We start from the raw sequence: 26,713 nt of genomic DNA, 5'->3' as shown, positions 1-26,713 counted from the left end.
TTAAACCAAAAGTAGAGCGATTTCACAAATAATTAGTCTTCAAAAAATGTGACACATACAGCTTCTGGAATGTAGAAATTATGAGAAAGTTCCGTTAATCTACCATTTTCAGTATCACGAACAAAAACTGTCGCATTATCAGAGTCTTGATGGACGGCGATTAAATGTTTCTCGTCTGGGCTTAGGGTAAAGTCACGGGGTGTCTTGCCATGGGTTGACACGATTTGGACCAATTCAAGACTGGCGTCACCAAGTGTTTTATAGACGGCAATTGAGTCGTTACCACGGTTAGAACCGTAGACAAATTTTCCATCTGTGGTGATACGAATAGCAGCTGCGCCATTGAAACCTGTATGGTTTTCAGGCAAGGTTGAGATAGTTTGCATGAGTTCAAATTGTCCACAACCGTCATAGATAAGGACTTCGATGGTTGAATTGAGTTCACAAATGAGGTAGGCAATTTTTGCGACGGGATGAAAAACAATGTGTCTTGGACCACTTCCTGGCGCAGCCTGATAGCTTGCGATTTTCTCTACTTTACCTTGGTCAGTTACTTTATAGGTTACAACTTGATCACAACCTAAATCACAGGTCACCAAAAACTTATCTGGTGTCAAATCAGAAAAATGAACATGGGCGGATGCCTGATTTTCATGTGGACCAGAACCTTCATGTTGCGCTATATCTGCAAGTTCTAGGTAGCCATTTTCTAGTTGTTTATAGACCAGAACTTGCCCCTTGTGATAATTGGCAGCATAAACTAGATTTCGTTCGTCATCTACGGCTACATAGCAGTGAGGTGCACCCTCGCTAACCACATGGTTTAGCAAGCTAAAATCAGTATCAAAAGCTACAATACCGCCTTGACCATTTTCAGCTCCAACTGAATAAAGTCGTCCAGTTTTGTCAAAAGCAAGGTAGGTTGGATTTGGTTCTTCAGTGACTAATTCTAAGTTGCTGAGTTGACCAGTTTCGTTGTCAAACTGAGCCTTATAGATTCCTTTTGAATCACGTTTGGTATATGTGCCGAAATAGATAGCCATATATATCTCCTTTGAAAATGATTGTAAAAATTATATCATATTTTTCCTGGAAAGTCTGAGAAATCCTATATTTCATTTGTCTAAAATATTCCATTACATGATACAATAGAGAAAAACGAATTGGAGAAATGATATGGATGAGCAGAATCAACGATTTAGACTGTCTTGGTTTTTTAAGTGGTTTTTAAATAATCAAGCTGTTACTTTCTTTCTAGTGACCTTATTGGTCTTATTGACTATTTTCGTCTTTACTAAAGTTAGTTTTTTGCTGAAGCCGATTGGAAGTTTTATCGAAATAATATTACTACCTATGTTGTTGACCGGTTTACTTTACTATTTATTGAATCCAATCGTGGACTGGTTAGAGAAGTATAAGATTTCACGGACAGCTGCTATTTCAGTCTTGTTTGTTTTGATAGGCTTGCTTCTAGTTTGGGGGTTGGCAGTAGCTATTCCAAGTATTCAAGAACAGGTAACTTCTTTCGCTCAAAATCTTCCTTCAAATATACAGAAGATTGAAAGTCACGTAACGACCTTATTGGAAAATGAGCAATTTGAACAGTTTCGTCCGACTGCCTTGGAAATGTTAAATAAGGTCAATGATCAAATTATTTCCTATGCACAGAAATTTTCATCTAGTGCGGTAAACTGGGCGAGTAGTTTGATCTCAACGGCCTCTCAGATAATTGTAGCAATCTTGATAATGCCTTTCATCCTCTTTTATCTATTGCGAGATGGTCAACAGTTAAATGCTCATGTTACGCAGTACTTGCCAACTAAATGGCGTTCATCCGTCAGCAAGGTTTTGACAGATGTCAATGCTCAGTTATCCAACTATGTGCGTGGTCAGGTAACGGTTGCTATTATTGTTGCTCTCATGTTTTCTGTCATGTTTTCATTGATTGGACTTAGTTATCCTGTAACCTTAGGTGTAATGGCTGGTTTCCTTAATCTGATTCCGTATTTGGGGTCATTTTTGGCTATGATTCCTGCTGTTATTTTAGGATTAATTGCTGGACCTGTTATGCTAATTAAAGTCTTGATTGTTTTTATGGTAGAACAAACTATCGAAGGACGATTTGTAACGCCTTTGATTATCGGTTCTTCCTTAAGTATCCACCCGATTACCATTTTGTTTGTCTTATTGACGGCTGGTCAGATGTATGGAGTACTGGGTGTGCTTTTGGGAATTCCAATTTATGCATCTATCAAGGTGGTCGTCAAGGCAATTTTTGAATGGTATAAGACTTATAGTGGTCTCTATGAAGAAGTGGGAGAAAGTGAAGTAGAACATGAACAATAGTGAAAAAATGTTGGCTTGTTTAGGCCAACAGGATTTAGACAAGGCAGATAAGTATTTCAAGCGCGCCTTGGCAGAAGATGATAATGATACACTCTTAACCTTGGCTATTTATCTGGAAAGTATTGGATTCTTTCATCAGGCACGGGATATTTATACTAAGCTCTTGTCTGAGTTTCCAGAGCTAGCTTTGCAACTGGCTCAGATTGCCTTTGAAGATGGCTTAGTTGAAGAAGCCTTCGGTTATTTGGAAGAAATTTCAGAGGACAGTCCTTTTTATACAGAAGCCTTGGTGGTCAAGGCGGACCTGTATCAGGCAGAAGGCTTGTCGGATGTGGCGCGTGAAAAATTGCTAGAAGCAAGTCACTTATCAGCTGAACCCATTATCCTCTATGGCTTGGCGGAATTGGACATGGAATTGGAATACTTTAAGGAGGCTATTTCCTATTATGCCCAGCTGGATAATCGTGAAATTTACGAATTAACTGGAGTTTCTACCTATCAGCGAATTGGTATTGCCTATGCAGGTTTAGGTAAATTTGAAGCAGCCATTGAATTTTTGGAAAAAGCTGTTGAATTGGAATACGATGATCAGACGGTTTTTGAGTTAGCAGCTCTGCTATTTGAACGAGAAGAATACCAAAAGGCCAATCTATATTTCAAGCAGTTGGATACTATCAATCCTGATTTTGAGGGCTATGAATATGCCTATGCTCAGTCGCTTCATGCCGAGCATAAATTAGAAGCTGCCTTGGCTATGACGGAAAAAGGCTTGGCAAAAAATGACTTTGATGCCAATCTATTGCTACAGGCTTCTCAGTATGCCTATGAATTGCATGACGAGGCGGGGGCAGAAGATTATCTTCTACGGGCAAAAGAGGTGGCAGATGATAGTAACGAACTAGCTCTGCGCTTGTCCAATCTGTATCTTGAGCAGGAAAGATTTGAAGAGGTTGTGGCTTTATTTGATGAAGAGGTAGATAACGTTCTAGCTCGCTGGAATATGGCCAAAGCCTATCAAGCTCTAGAAAGAGACGTTGAAGCTATTGAGCTTTACGATGAATTGGCTGGAGAATTGGCTGAGAATCCTGAATTTTTGGCTGATTACGTAGCAGTTTTACGTCAACTTGGTCGTTTGGATGAGGCAAAAGAGCAAGCTAGTCGTTATATCCAATTGGTGCCAGACGATTTAGCCATGCAAGAATTTTTGAATGAAGAGTAGGTTATGCAAGTAAATCGATTATTTCAATACAATACCTTAGGTGCCTTAATGGCTGGATTGTATGGCGGCACCTTGACGGTTGGCGAATTGTTGGAACATGGTGATTTGGGTTTGGGAACCCTGGATTCCATTGATGGCGAGCTGATTGTCTTGGATGGAAAGGCTTATCAGGCCAAGGGGGCAGGGGAGAAACCAGAAGTGGTTGAAGTTCCAGCTGATATGAAGGTTCCCTATGCGGCAGTTATTTTCCATGAAGCAGAAGTCATTTTCAAACAACGCTTTGAAATGACTAGCGATGAATTGCACCAGCGAATTGAATCCTATTATGATGGGGAAAATCTTTTTCGATCCATCAAAATCAAAGGGATGTTTTCGCATATGCACGTGCGCATGATTCCAAAATCGGCTTCTGATGTCCGTTTTGCGGAGGTGGCAAGTCGCCAGCCTGAGTATACCGCTGAGAATATTTCAGGTACCATTGTTGGGATTTGGACGCCAGAGATTTTCCATGGTGTCAGTGTGGCTGGCTATCATTTGCATTTTATTTCGGATGATTTGACATTTGGCGGGCATGTCATGGACTATGTTATCTCAGAAGGAATGGTGGAAGTGGGGCCAGTAGATCAACTAGACCAACGTTTTCCTGTTCAAGACCGCCAGTATCTTTTTGCTAAATTCAACGCTAAGGAAGTTAGAGAAGATATTGATAAGGCGGAGTAGGTTCATTATCGAGTTGAAAAAACAGTGTTATTGTGGTAAAATACATAAAAAAGATAAGGGGAATTGACATGTCTAAAAAAGGTCTTGGAAAAGTTGCTAAAGGTGTTGCAGTTGCAGTGGCAGCAGAAGTTGGAGCAGATTTGGTAAAAGGAGTTGCTCCAGCAGTTGAAAAAGCAATTGCTGCTAAAATCAGTCATAATAAAACGTTAGTTCAATTGCCAAATGTTCGTCGATTAAATGTTTATGAAGCCAAAGAAGTATTGGAAGCCAAAGGTTTTGTTGTTTTAACAATGCTAGTGAAGGCAGATAAAAAATATTTAGAGTATAGTGATGATTCGGTAGTTGCAATGAATCCAAAACCAGGAAAATATGAATCAGGAACCTTGGTGAAACTATCTTATGTCGATCATGATGTCTTAGAAAAGGCTCAGGAAATAAGAGTGCGTGAGAAACAAAAGCAAGAAGAGTTTCAAAAAGAGGTTGGTAGACGTATCGATAATTTTGGTAAGGAAGTCGGTAAACATGCAAATACCCTAAATAAAGAAATTGGTAAGAATGTAGGTAATCTAGCTAAGTTTGTTGCAAAACCATTTGGGAAAAAAGAAAAATAGGCAGTATTTTCTTTGAATAATTCAAAAAATCCATGAATTAGATTTTCATGGATTTTATTTTGTCTTCAGTTGGGGTGACACGGAGGGTTTTCTGACCGCGGTAGGTCACAAAACCAGGTTTGCCACCTGTTGGTTTATGGAGTTTTTTGGCTTCAATCATATCGACTTGGACCAAATTGGAATGTCTAGCCTTGGAGAAATAGGCGGCTAACTCCGCCGCATCGGTCTTGACCTCGTCGCTTGGATCCAAGTTGTCTGTGATAACCACATGACTGCCTGGAATGTCTTTGGCATGGAACCAGAGTTCGCCTTTTTTGGCCATTTTGAAGGTCAACTCATCATTTTGCAGGTTATTTTTTCCTACCAGAATAATAGTCTTCCCGTCCGTCGCCAAGTATCGCTCAGGTTTCTGACGCTTATGGATTTTCTCACGATGACGGCGTTTGAGGTAGCCTGTTTCAATCAATTCCTCACGGATTTCATCGATTTCTGCCAGACTAGCCTGTCCCAGCATGGTATCAACGGACTCCAGATAGATAATGGTCGCCTTGGTTTCCTCAATCAAGTTGGTCAGGTGCTTGACCGCCTCCTTGAGTTTCTGGTACTTCTTGAAGTAACGTTGGGCATTCTGGCTAGGAGTCAAAGCCACATCCAACTCAATCTCCAGCTCCTCGCCCGTATAGTAGTTGTCTAACCGCACACTCGACTGGTCATTGGGCACTTGATGCAGATAGGTGGTCAAGAGCTCGCCCTTTTGCCGCACCAACTCCGCCGTCTCCGTATCCGCCAATTCCTGCTCCTGCTTGACCAGTTTCTTGCGATTCTTCTCCAACTCACTGGCCACCCGCTTGATCAGCTCATTGGCCTGCTGGGCCACCCGGTCCCGCTCCGCCTTGTCCTGATAGTAGAAGTCCAGCAGACTGCTCAGGCTCTCAAAGTGTGGCTGGTTTTCAGGGCTATTGGCAAATGGCAGAGCAGCATAGGATTTGTCTGTCAGGCTAGGCTGAGTTGCCTGGTCAAAAAAGGCACGGAAGTTCTTCAGGCGGTCTGTCTGCAAATGACTTGCTAATTCAGAAGCCGTATCCCGACCCAAACCTTGAAAGACCTGTTGGAGATTTTTTGGACTCAGTTCCTGAGTCGATAATATTTCAAACAATTTCTCGTCAGACACCGTATAAGGATTGAGAGAATGCGTTTCCGGTGGACGAATATAGGTGGAACCTGGCAAGATGGTTCGGTAGGAATTTTGCGAGAAACCAACGTGCTTGATAGCCTCGATAATCTTCTGTTCAGACTTATCTACCAAGATGATATTGCTGTGCTTGCCCATGATTTCCACAATTAAGGTTGCTTGGATATGGTCGCCAATCTCGTCCTTGTTGGACACCGAAAATTCTAAAATGCGGTCATTGTCCAGTTGGCGAATGTCTTCGATAATGGCACCCTGCAAGTATTTTCGTAAAATCATGGTAAAGGTATTGGGCACCTTGGGATTGGTAAAATCCGACTGGGTCAGCTGAACCCGTCCGAAAACAGAGTGGGCAGACAGGAGCAACTTATGGCTCTGACGGTTGCTGCGGATATTGAGGACAATCTCCTGTTCAAAGGGCTGGTTGATTTTCTGAATCCGCCCACCTTCTAAATTGGCCTTTAACTCAGCCGTCATGTGATGTAAAAAAAATCCGTCAAAAGACATGGTGTTCCTCTTTCTAATCGCTATAACTCAGTCTAGTATATCATATTTTGATGTTTTTTGATGAGACTGGTAGTCCCTACTATCATAAAAAGTTTTCAGAAAATTTAATCAAAAGTATTGACAAAGACTGATGGATGCCGTATAATCGTCTGTAATCAGAAGAAGTAGTAAAGCAGAAGTCTTCAGGGAGCCTGTGGTACTGGGAACAGGTGGCGGAGTTTTATGAAATGGGCTGATGTGCATTTATGTCTATTTTATGACGTCGTTTGTCGGTCTTGCCGTACCACCAGTACTGCCTTCACCCGACTGCCTAGTCCTAAAATGCCCTAAATTCACAAGGATTGTTTGGCATAACATACTTTCAGTAATCAGCCAAAACAGTCACGCAAATGAACTTAAAACAATGATAGTTCGGTCCGCACACCTTACAGTGCAACTCCTTGTTAGAGGAGATGAGATATGGGAGGATTCTAGACAATTCCCATAAGTGAGGTGGCACCGTGTCATTGACGCCCTCGCGTACTGTTTTTCAGTATGTGGGGGCTTTTTCCTTGTCTTTGTAGACTGTTGTTCAATTGAAAAAACGGTATGCAGATAATGACATTCGACTTTGACTATGGTAGATAATACGAGGTAATCATGATGAAACGATGGCGATGGTGGAATAGTATACTGATGATGTAGGATTTGTTTATTAAAAAGGAGAAATGATATGATGAAAAATAAGAATTTACTTGCTACAATTGTTGCCCTTACTGTGATGGTGGTTGCCGCCCTGTTTATGACGCAAAAAGAGCAGACTAGTCAGTCTGCTAGCTCTGAAAAAGTTAAAATTGGTGTTCTTCAGTTTGTGACACATGACTCACTAGATGAGATTTACATGGGAATTAAGGCCGGACTAGAAGAAGGTGGCTATTCTACAACAGACAATTTGGAGATTGATTTTATGAATGCTGAGGCTGACCAGTCCCAAGTTCAGACCATGAGTAAAAAATTGGTGGACAATGGCAATGAGCTTTTGATTGGGATTGCAACACCTGCTGCACAAGGGTTGGCAAATGCGACGACAGAATTACCTATCATCATGGGAGCTGTAACGGACCCAGTTGGTGCTAACTTGGTATCTGACTTGAAAAATCCTGGTGGAAATATCACAGGGGTATCTGACCAAACACCAGTTGCGGATGCTGTTTCATTGATAAAAGAAATCACACCAGACGCTAAAACTATCGGTGTCCTCTACTCTTCAAACGAGGACAATTCAAAAATTCAAGTTGAGGAATTTAAGGCGGCAGCGGAAGAAGCAGGCTACACCGTTTTGGAGTATGCAGTAGCTTCAAGTAATGAACTAGCATCTACAGTAGAGGTGGCAACAAGTAAGACAGATGTTCTCTTCACACCAGTGGACAATACGGTCGCATCAGCCTTTTCAACTGTCGTTTCTGTGGCCAATAAAACCAAAACACCGATTTTCACCAGTGTAGAAGACATGGTAGAGGGCGGTGGTATCGCTTCTGTAACCCTTAGCCAATATGATTTAGGTGTGGCAACTGGTAAAATGGCTGCGAAAATTCTTGACGGTGCCAATCCAGCGGATACACCTGTACAAATCTTTAACGAAGGAACCGTTGTCGTTAACCAGAAAGTAGCTAAAGAATTAGGTATTACCTTGTCAGATGATGTAATCAATCAGGCAAGTAAGGTTATTGAATAAAACAAAGGAAAGTTATGATTGTATCAACAGTTTCACAGGCTCTCTTATGGGCTGTACTAGGAATGGGAATATTTGTCACCTTTCGGATTTTGAATTTTCCGGATATGACGACAGAGGGCTCTTTTCCACTGGGAGGAGCAGTTGCAGTGACCCTGCTGACACAGGGAGTTCATCCTGTCTTGGCAACGCTGGCAGCCGTTTTAGCAGGTTGCTTGGCAGGTTTGGTTACAGGCTTACTCTATACCAAGGGAAAAATTCCTACTCTATTGGCAGGTATCTTGGTCATGTCTTCCTGTCACTCCATTATTCTCTTTATCATGGGACGGGCAAATTTAGGCTTGTTAAATACCAGTCGCTTACAGGACTTGCTTCCATTTTCAGAGCAGGTGAATGGTCTCTTGCTTGGTCTGGGCAGTATTGCTCTAGTCATTACTTGTTTGATGTTCTTCCTTTATACACGACTTGGGCAGGCCTTTATCGCAACGGGTGACAATCCGGATATGGCTCGCAGTTTTGGTATCAATACCAGTCGAATGGAATTGCTAGGCTTAGTCCTCTCAAATGGCATCATCGCTCTTGCTGGTGCCTTGATTGCCCAACAAGAAGGCTATGCGGATGTATCACGTGGTATTGGGGTCATCGTGGTTGGTATGGCTAGTCTGATTATCGGTGAGGTCTTGTATGGAAACCTGACCATGTTAGAACGATTCTTGGCCATTGCTGTCGGAGCGATTTTTTATCAGTTCTTAATTTTGGTGGTTATTTCCCTCGGTATCAATACCAGCTACCTCCGTATCTTCTCAGCCATGATTTTGGCGGTCTGCCTCATGGTTCCTGAGCTGAAAAATAAACTTCTGAAAGGAGCCAGTCTGTCACGATGAAAGCAATTGTTGAATTAAAAAATGCCACCAAGGTGGTGACAAACGGTTTTGATGAAGAACGTGTGATTTTGGACAATGTCAATCTGACCATCTACCAGGGTGATTTTATTACCATTTTGGGTGGAAATGGGGCTGGGAAGTCGACCCTCTTTAATGTCATTGCTGGAACCTTGCCCTTGACCAGTGGTTCGGTCCATATTCTTGGTGAGGATGTGACCAATTGGCCTGCAGAAAAGCGTGCCAAATATCTGGCTCGTGTCTTTCAAGACCCGAAAATGGGAACTGCTCCGCGGATGACGGTGGCAGAAAACCTACTTATCGCTAAGTATCGTGGTGAGGGACGGAGCTTGGTGCCACGCAGATTGGCCCAGCAGACCGAAGAATTTGCCCAGCTTCTGCCGCGAGTGGGAAATGGTCTGGAAAAACATCTGGATACGCCAGCAGGTCTCTTATCAGGTGGCCAACGACAGGCATTGAGTTTGTTGATGGCGAGTTTGAAACAGCCTGAACTTTTACTCTTGGATGAGCATACCGCAGCCCTTGACCCTAAAACCAGCCAATCCTTGATGCACTTAACGGATGAGTTGATTGCGACCAAGGGAATGACAGCCCTCATGGTCACTCATCAAATGGAAGATGCTCTCCGTCACGGCAATCGCTTGATTGTCATGAAAAATGGTCAGATTATTCAAGACCAAACGGCTGAGGAAAAATCCAAGATGAAGCTGGAAGATTATTACAAGTTGTTTGATTAGTTTGATATTTATGTGTCAATAAAGGTAAAGAAAGAATCCTGTGTTTGTAGCAGGATTCTTATTTTTTATAGTAGATTTTTGTAGTAAAATTCGACAATAGGTCTAGCAATTTTTTCAGCCAGAATAACAGGGACTGCATTGCCGATTTGCTTATATTGTTCATTTAATCGATGGTTCTCTGTCACATTTCCTTTATTTCCGTTAGAAAATTCAAACCAATCCGGAAAGGTTTGAATGCGAGCACATTCTCTGGTAGATAGTCTACGATTATGGTTTCCTTGAAATACCCATGTTTCCTTGTCTATTTTTTTCATAGGTAATCCGTGGGGATGCTGGGGTGCCTGTCTAGCACTGGCTTGGATTGTAAAGCTTTGCTCTTCCCAAGATTTCTTGCGGTTACGGCTCATATATATAGAAGAATATGTTGAATCAAAGACATCGCTCGGCTCAAGAGGTAAATCTCCGATGGCATCTTTGAGTGTGACATATGCTTCTTTATCTGGTCCGTGTGTTGCTGGTGGCAGTTGATAGACATAGTTGAATTTTTTCTGAATATCTTTTCTTACACCAATAATGAAAACACGTTCTCTTAATTGTGGAACTCCATAATCTCGTGCATTTACAAGGTGGGCAGTAACGACATAGCCAGCCGCTGCAAAGTCTTCTGTAATTTGTTCTAGCACTTTTCCTTTTCCGAGTGTCATTAGACCTTTAACATTTTCTGCAATGAAGAACTCAGGTTTTGATTGCATGAGTGCACGGATGTAATGAATGTATAAAAAATTACGCTCATCATCAAGCAAGCGTGGACCTGCCACACTAAAGCCTGGGCAAGGAAATCCTCCGAGCATGATATTAGCTTTTGGAAAAAGGGAAACTTTCTGGATATTTTTAGAACTTTTGTAAATCGTATCAGGGAAGTTTTTCAGGTAAGACTGATTTGCTGATTCAAATAAATCATTTGAAAAAATGAAATTGATAAGCTTATTTCTGTGACTATCATAGGACAGCTTTGATTGGAATAGTTGATAGGCTTTTTCTTGACCGTACTGAACAACAAGGCCGGCTAATTCGACACCTAAATCAAGTCCACCACAGCCACTAAAGAGGGAAACAATATTGATTTTACTTTCATCGTATTGAATAGTATCAATAATAGCTTGTTCCTTATCTTTTTCCTCTTGCGTAATGGCCTCTTCGACTTTTTGAGTTTCTTCCTTGATTTTAGCCTGTAGTATTTCTTCAATTTCTTCCACAGTGAAGGTGGATGAAGATATGAATTGCTTGTCTGTTTTTTTCATAAGAACTCCCAACTGAATATATACTTTACAAGTATAACAAAAAAAAATAAACTTGGCCAGTAGAAACTATTGTGGGATAATAAAGCTAGTAAAAATATATAGGAGTAGTAGAATGGCTAAGCAGACAGTACAAGGAAAAGGATTTGAATATGCTTGTATTACAACTTTTTACAAGGCTTTGACAGAATTGGGGATGAGATGTGAAATTGAAGAGAGCAAGGCCTATCTAACTGCACGGGATAATTTCCAAAAATTAGATAGCGTTTTACAAGAAGATATGTTCCAAGCGGCTAAGGCGAGTCTAACTACTATTCTAAAGGCAGAACCAAATCTTTCTAATGGTCAGGAATTAGTAACCTTATCCATTTTAGTTGATAAAAGTGGCGGAGATGGTGATGTTAGGGATATTGTATTTATCAAAGGTGAAACTGATTGGGAGATTGGGATTTCTTGTAAACATAATCATCACGCCCTAAAACATTCTAGGCTATCCAATGATATAGATTTTGGTATGAAATGGTTGGGACTTCCAGTTTCTAGAGATTACTTTGAAGCCATCAAGCCTGTATTCACTAGGTTAGCAATGTTGAGGGATGAAACCAAGCACCTGGATAAAGCTGAGCAGCATAAGTGGACCATGTTTGAAAATAAAGAAGTGGAGATTTATTTACCTGTTCTTGAAGCTTTTAAATTTGAGTTGCTTCGTCTATACGAGCAAGATCAGGATGTCCCCAAACTTCTAATTGAGTATCTACTAGGACGAAAAGATTTTTATAAAGTCATCGCAAAGGATAAGGAACGGAAAACGATTGTTCAAGCATTCAACTTAAATGATACCTTATCTATCAATTATCAAACCATTCGTCCAAAGACAAAGGTTAAGGGCTTGTCAACTGTTTTACCAACAAGAATTTTCTCTTTAGACTACAAGAGAGGTTCTAAAAATACTCTGGAGTTGATTATGGATAATGGCTGGTCTATCAGTTTCCGTATTCATAATGCCTCTTCAAGAGTGGAACCTTCCTTAAAATTTGATATTCAGCTAATTGGTATCCCTCAGAGTGTGACAAATGTTGAAGAATATTGGGAAGATTGATTATTGAAATACAGCAATCTGTTTGACTAAAGTCTGGAGAAATCCAGGCTTTTAATATATCTTAAATTTTAGGAAGAACCGATATCTTAATACCAGACTGTAACTAGAATTTAATATGATGTGAGCTCTGTTGAATTTTAGCAGAGTTTTTGTAAATTTTCTTGAAAAAATGTATAATAGAAGCGATAGCTATTTAGGAATTTCTATTCAAAAGTTGCTTTGATGGCTGAATAAAATGTTGCATCCAAGTGTACCTTTTGCAAATAGAGCTCCGACATAGCAGACTGTAATTCGACTTGGGTATCCCAAGGACCGTTGGTAAGAAAAAATAAGTAGGACACCTGTGGGATGTCCCAAAAAGGAGAAAAAATGAGTAGCATAAAAATCATGGCTCTCGGTGGTGTACGTGAAAACGGAAAAAACCTCTATATTGCTGAAGTTAATGAACAGATTTTTGTCTTGGATGCGGGTGCCAAGTATCCGGAAAATGAACAGTTGGGTGTTGATGTTGTTGTTCCCAACTTTGACTATTTGGAAGAAAACAAGCACCGTGTAGCTGGAGTCTTTCTGACACATGGTCACGCGGATTCGATTGGAGCTTTGCCTTACCTATTGGAAAAAGTGAAAGTTCCTGTTTTTGGCTCACACTTGACCATTGAATTGGCAAAATTGATAGTCAAGAACAATAATGCAACCAAGAAATTCAAGGATTTTCATATCATCAATGCCGAAACGGAGATTGACTTTGGAGATTCAGTCGTTTCTTTCTTTAAAACGACTCACTCAATTCCTGAGAGTTTAGGAATTGTAGTCAAGACAGACCAGGGGAACATCGTTTATACAGGTGACTTTAAATTTGACCAGGCTGCTGATAAATTCTATCGTACTGACTTTGGTCGTTTGGCTGAAATTGGTTCAGAAGGCGTTTTAGCCCTCCTTTCAGATTCTGCCAATGCAGATAGCAATGTTCAGTCAGCAAGTATGCATGAAGCAGGCGAAGAAATTCTTAATACGATTGCAGACTGTGAAGGTCGTGTGATTGTAGCTGCCGTGGCAAGTAACATCGTTCGTATCCAACAGATTTTTGATGCAGCAGAGGCGACAGGTCGTCGTGTTGTTTTGACTGGTCATGATGTGGAAAATATTGTCCGTACCGCTATCCAATTGAAAAAACTTCGTTTGGTCAGCGAGCGACTTTTGGTCAAGCCAAAGGATATGGGTAAATATGAAGACCATGAATTGCTGATTTTGGAAACAGGTCGTATGGGCGAACCATTGAATGGACTTCGCAAGATGGCTATTGGTCGCCACCGTTATGTCGAAATCAAGGAAGGTGATTTGGTTTATATCGTTACGACACCAAGTATTTCCAAGGAAGCAGTCGTAGCTCGTGTAGAAAACTTGATTTACAAGGCTGGTGGAACGGTCAAATCCATTACTAAAAACCTGCGTGTATCTGGTCATGGTAATGCGCGTGATTTGCAGCTCATGCTCAATATCCTCCGTCCTAAGTATCTCTTCCCAGTTCAAGGGGAGTACCGTCAGCTAGATGCTCATGCCAAGGCTGCGCTTGAAATCGGCATGTTCCCAGAAAATATTATCATCGTTAAACGTGGGGATGTCATGGCCTATGAAGACGGTGATTTTGTCCATAGCGGAGCGGTTCCTGCTGGTGATGTCATGATTGACGGAAATGCCATGGGAGATGTTGGAAATATTGTTCTTCGTGACCGTAAAATCCTCTCAGAAGATGGTATCTTTATCGTAGCCATTACTGTTAACCGTCGTGAGAAGAAAATCATTTCCAAGGCCAAGGTCAATACGCGTGGATTTGTCTATGTTAAGAAGAGCAAGGACATCTTGCGTGAGGCTTCTGAATTAGTGAATACAACGGTAGAAAACTACTTTACAAAGGATAGCTTTGATTGGACAGAACTCAAGAGTGCTGTTCGCGATGATCTAGCGAAATTCCTTTTCGACCAGACCAAACGTCGCCCAGCTATTTTGCCGGTGATTATGGAAGTAAAATAAGTGAATAGTTTGTGAAGAGCCGAGGGGAACTCAGGCTCTTTACCATAAGGAGAACATTTATGGCAATAATGAAAATTGAATACCATTCAGACGTGTTGGATATGTCTAGACAGGTTACGGTCTTGTATCCAGATCGCAATCGTGTGGACAATCCTGATGATAAAGACATTCCTGTCCTATATCTCTTGCATGGGATGGGAGGAAATCAGGATTCCTGGCTCAATCGGTCGACTATTGAACGCTTGGTTCGTTATACCAATCTTATCGTGGTTATGGTTAATACGGACAAGGCTTGGTACACCAATACCACCTATGGTATGAATTATTATGATGCCATAGCGATTGAGTTGCCTCAAATCCTCAAGCGATTTTTCCCAAATATGTCTGATAAGCGGGAGAAGAATTTTATTGCTGGCTTGTCTATGGGTGGTTATGGGACCTTCAAGATTGCCATGATGACCAATCGCTTTTCTTACGCCGCCTCACTTTCAGGAGCCTTGCAGGTTGATTTTACCAGTCCATCTGCCTTGGAATTAGGTAGTCCTGACTATTGGAAGGGTGTTTTTGGAGATTTAGATAATCCAGAAAATCCAAATCTACTGACTAATATTTCTAGATTTTCGGACAAGAAAACCAAGTTTTATGCCTGGTGTGGTGAGGAAGATTTTCTCTTTGAAGGGCATCAAAAAGCAGTTCGAGAGCTGGAAGAGCAGGGATTTGATATAGAAGCTAGTTATGGGCCAGGTAAACATGAGTGGTATTATTGGAACCAGCAGATTGAGAAGGTCTTGGCTTGGCTACCAATTGATTTCAAATTAGAAGAAAGATTGTCCTAGAATTTAAGATAAATTTCAGAAAATAAGACTATACTGAAATCTATTTCTAGAGTGAGGTATAGTGTATGAAATTTTTTGCTTCAATTTTTAAATTTATCTGGCGAACGGTTTGGAGCATAGTTTGGCTCTCCATGGTTATAATCGCATGTGGTCTAGGTCTATTATTCTATTTTCAACAGGAAGCAGCGCCTCAGATGTTACAAACTCTAGCTCAAGAAGTGCAATTGATGGTCAAAGGACAGTCTGAAGTGACGATTGAAGAAGGTGTTAATACCATTAAGCACCTGACTACAGATACGGTTAATACAGCTGAACATGGCCGTTGGGAAAGCAATACTGCGACTGTCTATATTGAAACCCAAAATCCAACATTCGTAGCTGCCTATGAAACAGCCATCGCAAATTGGAATGCGACCGGTGCCTTTACCCTAGTCCTTACCACAGATCCGAATCAGGCGGATATCATTGCTACTGAGATGAATGATGGCAATACCCAGGCGGCAGGTGAGGCTAATTCAACGACCAATTTATTGACCAATTATTATAGTTCGGTGACAGTTCGCTTGAATAGTTATTATCTCTTGAATGAAGAGTATGGTTATGATATGGATAGGATTATCCATACAGCTGAACATGAATTGGGTCATGCCATTGGTTTGGATCATGATGATAGTCAAGCTTCTGTTATGGAATCGGCCGGTTCTAATCATGGTATTCAGCAGGCAGATATTGATGCAGTAGTGGCCTTGTATTCAGAATAGAGGAGAAACATGTTACGAACAATTACAAACACAATAAAACGTTACCCAGAGCAAGCCTTGCTCTTTCTCTATAATGCTGGGATTTTTGCATGGTTACAATCGACCAGTCATTCCATTATGGAACAAATCGGTATAGATAGCAACTGGTTTGATAAAATTCCAGAACCTATCAAGGCATGGACAGGGGCGAGCTTGGAGAGTATGCAGACCTTGCTCAATTCTTCGGCATGGGGCTGGCTGATTGTTTCGATGATTTTGATGATGGTCATCCGCTTTGTTAAGGGCTTGATTAAGTTTGTCATTATGCTGATTATTATCGGCGGTGGTCTTTATCTGCTCTGGCAGAATAAGGAATTGCTAAACGGTTTGGTGCCGTAGGTGAAACTGCCCTTACTCAAGTTAAAGATTGATTTCAATTAAATAGAAAAGCGAGCAAGCTGATTGATGGATCTAGCTTGCTTTTTTAGTATTTTCTCAGTAGTTGTCGGAAATCTCTGGGACTGGTATTAAAATATTTTTGGAAGGTTTTTGAATAGTGTTGCAAGTCGTGGAATCCAACTTCTTGGGCGATAAAGGTGAGGCTCCTATCAGACTCGCTCATCCATTCAATGGACCGATTGAGCCGATAAAGGGTCAAATAGTGTTTAATGGTTGTACCAGTATAGGATTTGAATAGTTTGTTTAGGTAGTGGTCGGACACATTTAACTCTTTAGAAATGGTTTCTAGTGTGATGGGATTACCATAATGTAGTTCTATGTAATGCATGACGGATTGGACATATTGGTATTTAGTCGATTGTTCTACTTTTACCAGTTGCTTAGTTTGGGTGAGGTGCTTGCTCAGAAAGAGGTAAAATTCTAATTCCCGTTGGAAGTGGAGGAGTTGGTCGCCTTCTTTCGTTTGGCTTAATTCAGACAAGAATAATCTTTCCTGATTATTCAGCAGTGGTTGGTAGAAGCTTGGAGCAGTATTTAAAAAATGTTGATAGCTTAAAATGGGTTCTGAATGATGGTTTACAATGCAGCTTGGAAAATGATAGAGATCAAAATGGATTTGAATAACATCACAGTTTTCATTATCTTTTAAGTAGAGGGAATGGAGGACAAAAGGGGAGAGAATGACACAGTCTCCCTTTTTGAATTGATAGTCTTGGTTGGCAATGTTCATATGACACGACCCTTGATTAATCAAATAAAGTTCAGCCAATTTGTGAGAATGAATGGGGAAGTGAAAATTTCCTGTAAATTCTTTATGGGAAATTTTATAGAGAATTGGGTTGGATAAGTTTATTTGATTAGAAATCATAGAACTAGTTCCTTTTTTTACAAGTTTTGAATGAAATAAAACGCTTTCTTACAATAATTTTACCACATATTAATATAAAATACTATTATAGAACTATTGTGGGGGATTGTTTGCTATGGTAAGAAAATACAGACGATACTCGTTGGTCCTATCTTTATTTTTAGGCTTAGCTACTTGTTTATGTGCATGTAGCCAAACAGATTCAAGTCAGACCTCACTGGTTATTGAGGGAAATGCAGTTCCAAAGCAGGAATTGCAAAGAGAAGTTTTGGACCAAAAGAATAGTGTTGGGCAATATTATTTCCAGAAATACCAGGCAGAGATTGATACGGAATTCTGGACTAAGGATTTTTCAGGTGAGAAACCTATAGAAGCTTTGTCAAAAATTGTCCTAGAAAATCTCCGTCATCAGTATGCTGCAAGAAGTCTAGCTGTTCAATCGCAAGTCATTGATAAGATTGATTACGCAGCATTCTATCAGCGTTTTCAAGATGCGAACAATCAGAGGCAGTCTGCTAGTCAAAGTGGCCAATTGGTCTATGGTGTCAATCAGTTTTCAGAGTCTATTTTTTTAGGGTATGAGTTGGACCAGTTTAAGTCAGCTTATACGGCAAATGAGCAATTGCCTGCTATGCAGGTCAGTGATGAGGATGCTTTAGCTTACTATGAGGCCGAAAAGGATCGATTATTTTGGTCTTACGATGATATGAATTTCCAGTACATTCGAGTCTATTATGGTTCGTTGGATCTTCGACCGGAAGAAGTAGATAAGATTCGGTCGGACATGGAATCCATTCGAACTCAGGTTGAGTCTGGTTTAGATATGGAAGTAGCCATTCAGAGTTATCCACATTTGGAAGTCTATTATTCAGAAGAAGACATAATGTCTGGAGAAGTTTCCTCTTACTATGACTATATAGGAGAGGTTTTGGATATAGCATTAGGGCTTCAAGCGGATGAAATTTCGCCTGTAACTGACCAGAATACTAGCCTAGTTTTGGTCAAGATGAAAAACAAGACTGAGCATGACTATGTCCCTTTTGAAGAGGTGCGTTCAGTCATTGATAAACATATCCGTGAAGAACGGTATCTTAAGTTGTTAGATAAAAAATCCAAGGAGCTAGAGGTCAAGGTTGACCAGGAAGTCCTTGAGAATGTCATAAAAAATATTGTAAACCCATAAAGGAGGTATGTGCATGAACAAGAAGGCGGTTATCGCTCTTGCAACCTTGAGTTGCTTGACCTTATCAAGCCTAGTCAGTGCTAATACAACAGAAGCTACTCCAGTCAGTGGCGGTAGAACTTTCTATGTAAGTAGTACTTCAGGAAGTGATACCAACAACGGTCTTAGTCAATCAAGTCCTTTTAAGACATTGAGTAAAATCAATGAAATCGAATTGCGACCAGGCGACACCGTTCTGTTAGAAAATGGATCTGTCTTCAATGACCAATTCCTACATATCAGAGGTTCAGGTAGCGAAGCTAGTCCTATTCGGATTAGTAACTATGGTGTAGAAGGCCAAGGACTTCCGACAATCAATACCAATGGTCAGGGTATCTGGTACCAGGACTATGGAAAACGTTTGGATAATCCCGGTCATAAATGGCAAGGAAATGTTTCCAGTTCCATTCTATTGAAAGATGTAGAATATATCGAAGTCAGCAACCTTGCCATTACCAACCAAGGACCGGATGGAGACAAGGCCTATAATGACCCAGACTTTATTAACCGTACAGGGGTAGCAGTTGTTTCACAAAACAAGGGAACGGTCGACCATGTCTATTTGAATGCCCTACACATTACAAATGTGCAAGGAAATGTCTACGATAAGCACATGAACAATGGCGGTATCTACTTTACAACCTTTAAGCCGACCAATGAAGCAGCGACAGGTATTTCACGTTATAACGATGTAAAAGTAACCAATTCTTATATTGAGAATGTCAATCGTTGGGGGATTGCCCTTGCTTATACAGCTTATTGGGATCAGTTCCAAGGACGAGAGATTTCTGAAGCTACCAGTCAGCAGTACGGTGCGACCAATGTATTAATTGAGAACAACTTCCTACGTGATGTAGGTGGTGACGCAATTACAACCATGTATGCTCACCGTCCGATTGTGCAAAGAAACGTAGCAGTTGAGGCAGCCAAACAGATCAATGACACTGACTATTCTCGTAGTCGGAATGGAGGTAAAGTAGCAGCAGCGATTTGGCCATGGAAGAGTAAGGACGCCCTCTTCCAGTACAATGAAGTATACGATACAAACTATAACCAAGATGGTCAAGCGTGGGATGCGGATTCTGGTGATGGAACAATCTACCAGTATAACTACAGCCACAATAATGAAGGTGGTGCGGTTATGTTCTGCTATCCAGAAGCCTATCGAAATACCTTCCGTTATAATATTTCCCATAAGGATTTGGGAGGCGTTCTTAGCCCATCTAATAACCCTGATGCAGCTATCTATAATAATACTTTTATTGTAGCTGAGAATACAGACTTGATTCGTACAGGTCAGGCTGGCGGTCAGATGGATTTTGAAAACAACATCCTCTACTACACAGGTAGTACACCAAAACAGGAAAATTGGACCAAAGGAAATACAGGCGCCCGATATAAGAATAACCTCTACTATAACTATGCAAACCTTCCAAATGATCCAAACGCTGTAACAGAGGATCCGAAATTTGCTGGTGATATTAGTCAAGCACCAGTAGCTCCTAATGGTACTTCTGTACATGATAGTACTGCTTTTGCCATGTTCAAATTGTCTGATGATTCTCCAGCGATTGACAGAGGTATTCGTCAAGCGAATCATCTGGCTCAGGACTACTTTGGTGTAGAGGTCGATGCACTTCCAGACTTGGGTGCCAGCGAAAGTTTAGTTGCTAGTCCAAATCTGATTCTTGCTTCTGCCGTCTATCGTATCAGTGAAACCAGTGTTTCAGAAGTACCTAAACGAACCAGTGTGGCAACTCTTAAGTCAAATTTGAGTGCTAGCCGTGGAGCTACAATCTCAGTTGTTTCAGCCGACGGCACTGTCAAAGCTGATGATGAGTTAGTTCGTTCTGGCGACAAAGTTCGATTGACAAGAGGTGAACAAGTTAAAGAATATACAATTGAACTTGGCAAGACCTTTGAAGAATATGCTCCAAATACAACTACTGCAGAAGTAGGAAGTTTCCAACCAAATAATGCCTCTGAGGGTGATGGCAGCAAGGCTTTGGATAATAGCATGTCAACCATGTGGCATACCAATTGGAATGGTGACAGCAGAGATAAAATGTGGATCAGCCTAGACTTAGGTGAGTCTAAGCAGGTTTCCATGTTCAAGTACGTCCCACGTTCTAGTGTTTCAAATGGTATTATTACTAAATATGAAATCCAAGTAAGTGATGATAAAACAACTTGGAGAACAGTTGCTAGCGGTGATTGGGCTAGAGATACAACCACTAAGATTGCGGAGTTCCCAAGCACTCAAGCTCGCTATATTAAGCTTCAAGCTGTGGAAAGCTATAGCAATCAATCTGGTAAGAACTTTGCATCTGCAGCTGAAGTTCGTACAGGCTACGAAATTCTAGAAGAGGGTGAAGTACGTCGGGACAGTAGCAAGAGTCTGGATTCATCAATCTATCAAGTTGTCAACCAGACCATGTACATTCCTTCGACAGAAGCCAATCCAACAACGGCAGAAGCTGTTTTAGCAGGTGTTACAGTACCAGAAAAAGCAACTAAGGCTATTGTTGATGGTCAAGGTAATCCTGTTACAGGAGCTATTGCGGCTGGTCAGACATTACGCATTACAGCTGAAAATGGTGAGACCAATGATTACCAATTGGAAATCAAGAATACCTATAGCTGGGCCATGGACTATGTCAATCGTCAACAAGGAAATGTATGGTTTGCCCAGAAAAAATCTGGTGAAAGCTATCAAGACTTAACAACCTACGATAACCGTTGGCCAAATTGGTCAGGTGGTAACTTTGGTACCGTAGGTATTGATGCACAGAGTCATGCAGAAACTCCAACAGAAAGTACTCACGGCCTACTAGCAGCGTCTCTAGGAGAAACAGATTCTTATGCTATGACCTACCGGGTGCCTAAAGCAGGAACTGTCACATTTACCCTCAAGGATGGAGAACCATACATCCGTCAGGCAGGAAATACAGGTGGCTCCGTTATTGTTAGTCTCAGCCATAATGGTCGCGAACTAGCAAGTGTGACCTTGACAGCAAGCAATCAGCCAGTTGCTATTCCGGCACAAACTCTTGAAGTTGCTCAGGGAGATTTTCTACGAGTTGAGGCACGCAATCTGAATTCTCCAAGTAAATTCTCTGTTCATGCAACTCCTATTATAAGTTATGAAAATATAGCGACAACTACTCCAGTAGTTGTGGACAAGGAAGCATTGCGGACCGAGGTTGCTGGAAAAGATGTATTGAAAGAAAGTGCCAACTATTCTCATGCAGAAACAGACAAAAAAGCGGCTTATAATACAGCCTTGACACAAGCTGAGCAAGTTCTTGCTAACGATGTAGCCACTCAAGAGGAAGTGAATCAAGCCTTGACTACCCTTCAATCGGCAAAAGAAGCACTAAATGGTGATGCTGTGGCAGAGGCAGTAACCAGTCTGATGACTCTTGTTGATAGTGAAGAAACTGTAAAAGCAAGTGCGGCTTATGTCCATGATACAGCTGAGAAGAAGGCGGCTTATGATACTGCGCTTGCAAGTGCTAAGACAAGTCTTGGTGCAGAACAACTCGTGTTGGCTAGCTTGTTGGAAAACTTTACTAGCCTAGATGCAGCTCAAAGTGCTCTTGCAGGTGTTGAGCCAATATCAGAGCAACCAGAACAGCCAGAACAACCAGTGCAACCAGAACAGCCTGTTGTAGTGGTTGATAAGTCAGCTTTAGCTACAGAAGTAGGGCTTGAACCTGCTACGAAGTTAGAAGTTGCCTACTTGCAAGCAGAGAAATCATTGAAAGAAGCTTACGAAACGGCTTTGGTAAAAGCCAAGGAAGTGCTTGATAATGCCACTGCGGATAAGACTGCAGTTGATACAGCCCTTGCCAGCCTGCAAGCTGCTAAGAATGCCTTGAATGGCCTTGAGAAAGTAGCAGTAGAAACCCGATTGACAACTTTATTGGCTGAACAAATTCCTCTTCTTACTCAAGTAGTCTATCTTCAGGCAAGTCCAGAGAAGAAGGCTACATACGATGTTGAACATGCCGCTCTTCAAACACTTCTTGCATCTGAAGAACGAACTGTGGCAGGATTACTAGCACAGGAAGAAAAATTACTAGCTGCACGTAGTCAATTAGACGGTAAGCAGGCTGAAAATCCAGAAGAGCCAGTAGTTGTGGATAAGACAGCTCTTGAAAATCTTCTTGCTCTATCTCAACAGGTGAAAAACTCTGAGAATTATACTCTTGCAGAAACAGGTCTTCAAGTTGCTTATCAAACAAGTTTAGATCAAGCGACAACCTTGTTGGCAAGTGCGGAAGCAACTCAGGAGGCGGTTAATGCTCAAGTTGAACTCATTCGGACCAGCCAAGCAAACTTGAATGGTTTGGAAATGAAAGAGTTGTTGGCTGAGTTGAACAAACTCTTAGAATCAGAAATCAAGCTCAAAGAATCAGCATTGTACCTCAACAGCACAGAGTCTGTAAGGGTAGGCTATGATCAAGCTAGTCAGGCCGCAAAAGAGCTGAAAGAAAGCCTAACTAAGACCAAGTTGACCTTGGCTGAAATCTTGAAGAATTTAAAAGAAGCTCATCAAGCTCTAGATGGAAAAGAAGTTGTTGAGGAAATCATTACCGAGAAACCGAAAGAAAACTTGGTGAATGATGCTCCACCAGCCTTTGAGGGAGGTATCACTCTAAATGAAAACTTGACGAATGCAGCTCCGCCAGCCTTTGAGGGAGGTATCACTTTAAATGAAAACTTGACCAATGCGGCTCCGCCAGCATTTGAAGGAGGAATCAGCTTGAATGAAAATCTTCTTAATCAAGCTCCACCAGCTTATACAGGTCAAGTGGTAGTAAGTCAAGAAAATCCAGTATCAAACAGCGACACAAGTGTTCAAACACCAACTTCTGAACAAGCTGTTGAGCAACAAAGTGGCGGTCAGTCTGTAACTGTTCGACCAAACAAGGGTGGCAATAAGAAGCTTCCTGGAACAGGCGACCAGCAACAACCATATCTATTTGTTCTTGCTGCGGGCCTACTAGCAGGTGCTGTCCGTCTATTCACTAGAAAAAATAAGGAAGATTGATGACTGATTGAAAGTCTAGTTTATCCTTCATTTTTATCTCATAGTATAAAACAAATCCCTCGTAGATTACGAGGGATTTGTTGATATTAGAGCATTTTCTTGAACAAAGCTTGTCAGTAAGAACTTGTATTCACAAGTGAAGAGGTTGTGAATAAATGATAGTTTTTCGTTTAACAAGGCAGTTTCTCGAGTGAATACGGACCGTATTTTGAAAAAACTGACGATGAGTAATAGAAAAACTAGCTTTAGACGGAAGTGTCGAATTGTGAGTACAGGTTATAAGAACGTGATTTACTTTGGTTTTACCCAAATTCCGGATATATTTTCTGAGGATAGGGTGGTTTGGCTGACAATCGTGGAAGTTTTGAAATTGTAGACCAGTAATTGGTCTCCATAGATAAACAAGAGGAGTTCAGCACCTAGGAGTTGAACCTTGAAAGAAGCTCCATAAGGTAAAGTAAGATTTGGAAATGGATGATAGCTTTCTTGTCCGGTCTCGGTATCATAGAGGGTAAAATGGGGATACTGGCTGATGTAGCTGTCATGTTCAATGAGTATCAACCTGTCACTCTGTAGATCATGGATTTGATAGGGAGTTGGGTTGGACAAGCTTATAATCTCTACCTCCTTAGAAACAGGGTGAAATCTGAGAAGATCATAGGAAATGTCCTGTTGCTCATCTCCATAATAGTAGCTAATTATAGGCTGGTAGACCATTCCATTTTTCATCAGTCCGGCATAAGTACGGTAACTGTAGTCGTATTCTACCTGATCTGTTAGATTAAATTCTTTTTTATTGATGATATATAAAAAATTTTTGGCGAGTTCAGGGTGGTCAACTACAATTTCTTCACCAGCTACAACTAGGAAATCTCCTCTATCTGTCATGATGTTTGGCATGGACATGAAGTTTTTTGGCAACTCTAAGTGCTTGACTTCATTTCCATTGGTATCAAAAGCTGTCAATCGATTTGCTGATAGGGTATAGAAGTGGTCTTGATCACTGCCGTTGATATAACTGAAATACTTGGTTGGGCTACGAGTAATCTTTCCTTCTTGAAAATCGATAGAAACAATATTTTCAGAGATTGATTTTGCTTCACTGTTTGAAAACATGAGATAACGGTCTTGTAGAATGCTAGTGCGTCCGCTACCAAAATAATCCTCATTTCCCATGTCCTGAACGGAGATGAGACTTGGCACGCCGTTGTTCAATTGGAAAGATTCGATTTTATCGGGATAGATAATGTAGAATGTGGCATTTTCTTGTAATTCAATGGTTGCTTGCTGATAGTTCAGCAGTTTAAAACCAATGAATCCAAGGACTAAAACAGTGATTAGAGTTAAAAGATAGATAAGTTTTTTCATGATAGCCCTCCTCTTCCTACTTAGTATATACTAATATTTAAATACAATCAACAATAAATATGTTGATATACCAAAAATCATGCAAATTTCCTTGCATGATACTGAATATTATTTTCCAAGACAGAATTGGCTAAAGAGTTGGGTGATGAGTTCATCTGGAGCTGCATCGCCTGTGATTTCTCCCAAAATCTGCCAACAGCGTGTCAGGTCAACCTGTAACAAGTCGACAGGCATGCCCATTTCCAGTCCATCGTTGACAGCTTGTAGGCTTTGGACGGCTTGCTCAATCAGGGAAATATGGCGAGAATTGGAGAGGTAGGTGGCATCTTGCTCTACCAGACCGGCATTTTCAAAGAAGAGCTGGTTGATTTTCTCTTCAATCTGGTCGATGTTCTGGTTTTTCAAGACGGAAATGCGGATGACATCCTCAGGCAGTTGGTCTGCCTCAATCTGTTCTTCTAGGTCGGTCTTGTTGAGCAGGACGATACAGTTTGCCAAATCTGAAATGGCTAGGAGATTGCGGTCTTGCTCGGTCAGGGGCTCAGATGCGTTGAGGACCAGCAGGATGAGGTCGGCCTCCTCAAGGGCTTTTTTAGACCGTTCAACGCCGATTTTTTCAACGATGTCGTCTGTTTCACGGATACCTGCGGTATCAATCAGCTTGAGAGGGACGCCTTTGATGTTGACGTATTCTTCGATAACGTCGCGGGTTGTTCCTGCGATGTCTGTAACGATGGCTTTTTCCTCGCGGAGAAGATTATTGAGCAGGCTGGATTTTCCCACATTTGGACGGCCGATAATGGCAGTTGCGATGCCTTCACGCAAGATTTTACCACGGCGGGCAGTGCGGAGGAGATTTTCCAGAAGCGCTTGGAACTGGAGGGTTTTCTCGCGGACCAGCTCTGTCGTCGCCTCCTCAACGTCGTCGTACTCAGGGTAGTCGATGTTGACCTCGACCTGTGCCAGCGTGTTGAGAATTTCCTGGCGCGTGTCGTTGATGAGCTGGGAGAGGGAGCCGTCAAGCTGGCGGACGGCATTGTGCATGGCCTTGTCGGTCTTGGCACGGATGACATCCATGACGGCCTCGGCCTGAGTCAAATCCACACGACCGTTGAGAAAGGCCCGCTTGGTAAATTCGCCCGGCTCAGCCATTCGAGCCCCTTGGCGAATCAGGAGCTGGAGGATTTCGTTGGTAACGGCAATCCCCCCGTGGGTGTTAATCTCAATGACATCTTCGCGTGTGAAGGTCTTTGGAGAACGCATGGCTCCGATCATAACCTCGTCCAGAATCTGATTGGTTGCGGGGTCGATGATATGGCCGTAGTTGAGGCTGTGGCTGGGTACAGTCGCAAGGTCTTTTCCTTTGAAGACCTTGCTGGCAATGGCAAATGCATCCGTCCCAGACAGGCGGACAATTCCGATAGCCCCCTCACCGAGAGGAGTAGAAATAGCGGTAATGGTGTCGAATTCTTTGGTGATCATATATCTTTCTTTCTAAAATCGTCTTATCTATTAGTGTATCATGGAATGATGAAAAAAGCACATTTTAGGAACACGGATGCAAATATATGTATTGAAAACGGTTTAAAATTTGATATAATAAAATAAAAACAAAAAAAGCACCGAATCGGTGCGCAAAATTGGGTACGGACTAAGCCTTATTTTAACGGCTCTATAATTTCTGTAGTGGGTAAATCCACCATGGAAATTATGGAGCCTTTTTGAGTATAGAAAAAAAGTCCCATATGACCTATAATGAAAAGTGCTCAAACTATCATTTTAGAAAGACTCATA

Annotated in this window: 20 protein-coding genes and 1 pseudogene; 14 read left to right on the top strand and 7 right to left on the bottom strand. The window is 41.5% G+C overall.

Annotation, left to right across the window (positions count from 1 at the left end; translation table 11 throughout):
* Window positions 1-32 precede the first annotated feature (32 nt).
* On the bottom strand, window positions 33-1,043 hold the full coding sequence (locus NF418_RS06430) for a lactonase family protein (protein WP_256778901.1): 1,011 nt from the start codon (window positions 1,041-1,043) through the stop codon (window positions 33-35).
* A gap of 133 nt (window positions 1,044-1,176) precedes the next feature.
* Between NF418_RS06430 and NF418_RS06425 the strand changes: the two genes are divergently transcribed.
* The 4 genes from NF418_RS06425 (at window position 1,177) to NF418_RS06410 (ending at window position 4,896) form a co-directional block, all read left to right on the top strand.
* A complete protein-coding gene (locus tag NF418_RS06425) occupies window positions 1,177-2,346 on the top strand; it encodes an AI-2E family transporter (protein ID WP_256778900.1) in 1,170 nt (389 codons plus the stop codon).
* On the top strand, window positions 2,336-3,565 hold the full coding sequence (locus tag NF418_RS06420; RefSeq protein ID WP_256778899.1) for a tetratricopeptide repeat protein: 1,230 nt from the start codon (window positions 2,336-2,338) through the stop codon (window positions 3,563-3,565). The genes NF418_RS06425 and NF418_RS06420 overlap by 11 nt, the downstream gene beginning before the upstream one ends.
* A gap of 3 nt (window positions 3,566-3,568) precedes the next feature.
* Window positions 3,569-4,285: an acetolactate decarboxylase gene (gene budA / locus NF418_RS06415; RefSeq protein ID WP_256778898.1), complete on the top strand. Its 717-nt coding sequence runs from the start codon at window positions 3,569-3,571 to the stop codon at window positions 4,283-4,285.
* Between the two features lie 68 nt (window positions 4,286-4,353).
* Window positions 4,354-4,896 (top strand): PASTA domain-containing protein, encoded by a 543-nt coding sequence (locus NF418_RS06410; RefSeq protein ID WP_024413326.1) that lies wholly within the window; start codon window positions 4,354-4,356, stop codon window positions 4,894-4,896.
* 37 nt (window positions 4,897-4,933) lie between these two features.
* On the opposite strand, the gene NF418_RS06405 is transcribed toward NF418_RS06410, so the two are convergent.
* Window positions 4,934-6,592, bottom strand: coding sequence for an Rqc2 family fibronectin-binding protein (locus tag NF418_RS06405; protein WP_256778897.1), 1,659 nt, complete (start codon window positions 6,590-6,592; stop codon window positions 4,934-4,936).
* 715 nt (window positions 6,593-7,307) lie between these two features.
* Here NF418_RS06405 and trpX point away from each other — a divergent pair.
* Genes trpX through NF418_RS06390 form a run of 3 tightly spaced genes read left to right on the top strand, consistent with a single transcriptional unit; the run spans window position 7,308 to window position 9,942 of the window.
* Window positions 7,308-8,306 carry a tryptophan ABC transporter substrate-binding protein gene (trpX, locus tag NF418_RS06400; protein ID WP_306172681.1) on the top strand — a complete coding sequence of 333 codons (999 nt, stop codon included), beginning with the start codon at window positions 7,308-7,310 and terminating at the stop codon, window positions 8,304-8,306.
* Between the two features lie 14 nt (window positions 8,307-8,320).
* The gene (locus NF418_RS06395; RefSeq protein ID WP_256778895.1) at window positions 8,321-9,187 is read left to right on the top strand and encodes an ABC transporter permease; all 867 of its coding nucleotides are present in this window, start codon (window positions 8,321-8,323) and stop codon (window positions 9,185-9,187) included.
* Complete coding sequence (locus NF418_RS06390) at window positions 9,184-9,942, top strand: ABC transporter ATP-binding protein (protein ID WP_256778894.1); 759 nt, start codon at window positions 9,184-9,186, stop codon at window positions 9,940-9,942. The genes NF418_RS06395 and NF418_RS06390 overlap by 4 nt, the downstream gene beginning before the upstream one ends.
* 65 nt (window positions 9,943-10,007) lie before the next feature.
* Here the strand turns inward: NF418_RS06390 and NF418_RS06385 are convergent, their stop codons facing one another.
* On the bottom strand, window positions 10,008-11,243 hold the full coding sequence (locus tag NF418_RS06385) for a DNA cytosine methyltransferase (RefSeq protein WP_256778893.1): 1,236 nt from the start codon (window positions 11,241-11,243) through the stop codon (window positions 10,008-10,010).
* A 112-nt stretch (window positions 11,244-11,355) separates the two neighbouring features.
* Here NF418_RS06385 and NF418_RS06380 point away from each other — a divergent pair, with 112 nt between their 5' ends.
* The 5 genes from NF418_RS06380 to NF418_RS06360 all read left to right on the top strand — a co-directional run bounded on the left by NF418_RS06380 (window position 11,356) and on the right by NF418_RS06360 (window position 16,345).
* Window positions 11,356-12,339: a HaeIII family restriction endonuclease gene (locus tag NF418_RS06380; protein WP_256778892.1), complete on the top strand. Its 984-nt coding sequence runs from the start codon at window positions 11,356-11,358 to the stop codon at window positions 12,337-12,339.
* 369 nt (window positions 12,340-12,708) lie between these two features.
* Complete coding sequence (locus NF418_RS06375; RefSeq protein WP_172099689.1) at window positions 12,709-14,370, top strand: ribonuclease J; 1,662 nt, start codon at window positions 12,709-12,711, stop codon at window positions 14,368-14,370.
* A 59-nt stretch (window positions 14,371-14,429) separates the two neighbouring features.
* On the top strand, window positions 14,430-15,206 hold the full coding sequence (locus NF418_RS06370; RefSeq protein ID WP_256778891.1) for an alpha/beta hydrolase: 777 nt from the start codon (window positions 14,430-14,432) through the stop codon (window positions 15,204-15,206).
* A 65-nt stretch (window positions 15,207-15,271) separates the two neighbouring features.
* Window positions 15,272-15,967: a M57 family metalloprotease gene (locus NF418_RS06365; RefSeq protein WP_256778890.1), complete on the top strand. Its 696-nt coding sequence runs from the start codon at window positions 15,272-15,274 to the stop codon at window positions 15,965-15,967.
* A 9-nt stretch (window positions 15,968-15,976) separates the two neighbouring features.
* Window positions 15,977-16,345, top strand: coding sequence for a hypothetical protein (locus NF418_RS06360; protein WP_256778889.1), 369 nt, complete (start codon window positions 15,977-15,979; stop codon window positions 16,343-16,345).
* 85 nt (window positions 16,346-16,430) lie between these two features.
* On the opposite strand, the gene NF418_RS06355 is transcribed toward NF418_RS06360, so the two are convergent.
* Window positions 16,431-16,886, bottom strand: a complete 456-nt coding sequence (locus tag NF418_RS06355; protein WP_256778888.1) for a helix-turn-helix transcriptional regulator — start codon at window positions 16,884-16,886, stop codon at window positions 16,431-16,433.
* A 132-nt stretch (window positions 16,887-17,018) separates the two neighbouring features.
* Window positions 17,019-17,273 (bottom strand): annotated as a pseudogene (locus tag NF418_RS10695) (cupin domain-containing protein); the annotation flags it as partial.
* A gap of 268 nt (window positions 17,274-17,541) precedes the next feature.
* On the opposite strand from NF418_RS10695, the gene NF418_RS06350 reads away from it, so the two are divergent.
* Window positions 17,542-18,456: a peptidylprolyl isomerase gene (locus NF418_RS06350; RefSeq protein ID WP_256778887.1), complete on the top strand. Its 915-nt coding sequence runs from the start codon at window positions 17,542-17,544 to the stop codon at window positions 18,454-18,456.
* A gap of 13 nt (window positions 18,457-18,469) precedes the next feature.
* Window positions 18,470-23,551 (top strand): discoidin domain-containing protein, encoded by a 5,082-nt coding sequence (locus NF418_RS06345; protein WP_256778886.1) that lies wholly within the window; start codon window positions 18,470-18,472, stop codon window positions 23,549-23,551.
* A 291-nt stretch (window positions 23,552-23,842) separates the two neighbouring features.
* Here the strand turns inward: NF418_RS06345 and NF418_RS06340 are convergent, their stop codons facing one another.
* Both NF418_RS06340 and mnmE read right to left on the bottom strand, forming a co-directional pair.
* A complete protein-coding gene (locus NF418_RS06340; protein WP_256778885.1) occupies window positions 23,843-24,919 on the bottom strand; it encodes a hypothetical protein in 1,077 nt (358 codons plus the stop codon).
* A 108-nt stretch (window positions 24,920-25,027) separates the two neighbouring features.
* Window positions 25,028-26,401 carry a tRNA uridine-5-carboxymethylaminomethyl(34) synthesis GTPase MnmE gene (gene mnmE / locus NF418_RS06335; RefSeq protein WP_256778884.1) on the bottom strand — a complete coding sequence of 458 codons (1,374 nt, stop codon included), beginning with the start codon at window positions 26,399-26,401 and terminating at the stop codon, window positions 25,028-25,030.
* Window positions 26,402-26,713 lie beyond the last annotated feature (312 nt).

The organism is Streptococcus suis (assembly GCF_024509555.1).
Classification (GTDB): Bacteria; Bacillota; Bacilli; order Lactobacillales; family Streptococcaceae; genus Streptococcus; species Streptococcus suis_AD.
This window is presented reverse-complemented; position numbering and strand designations above follow the sequence as displayed.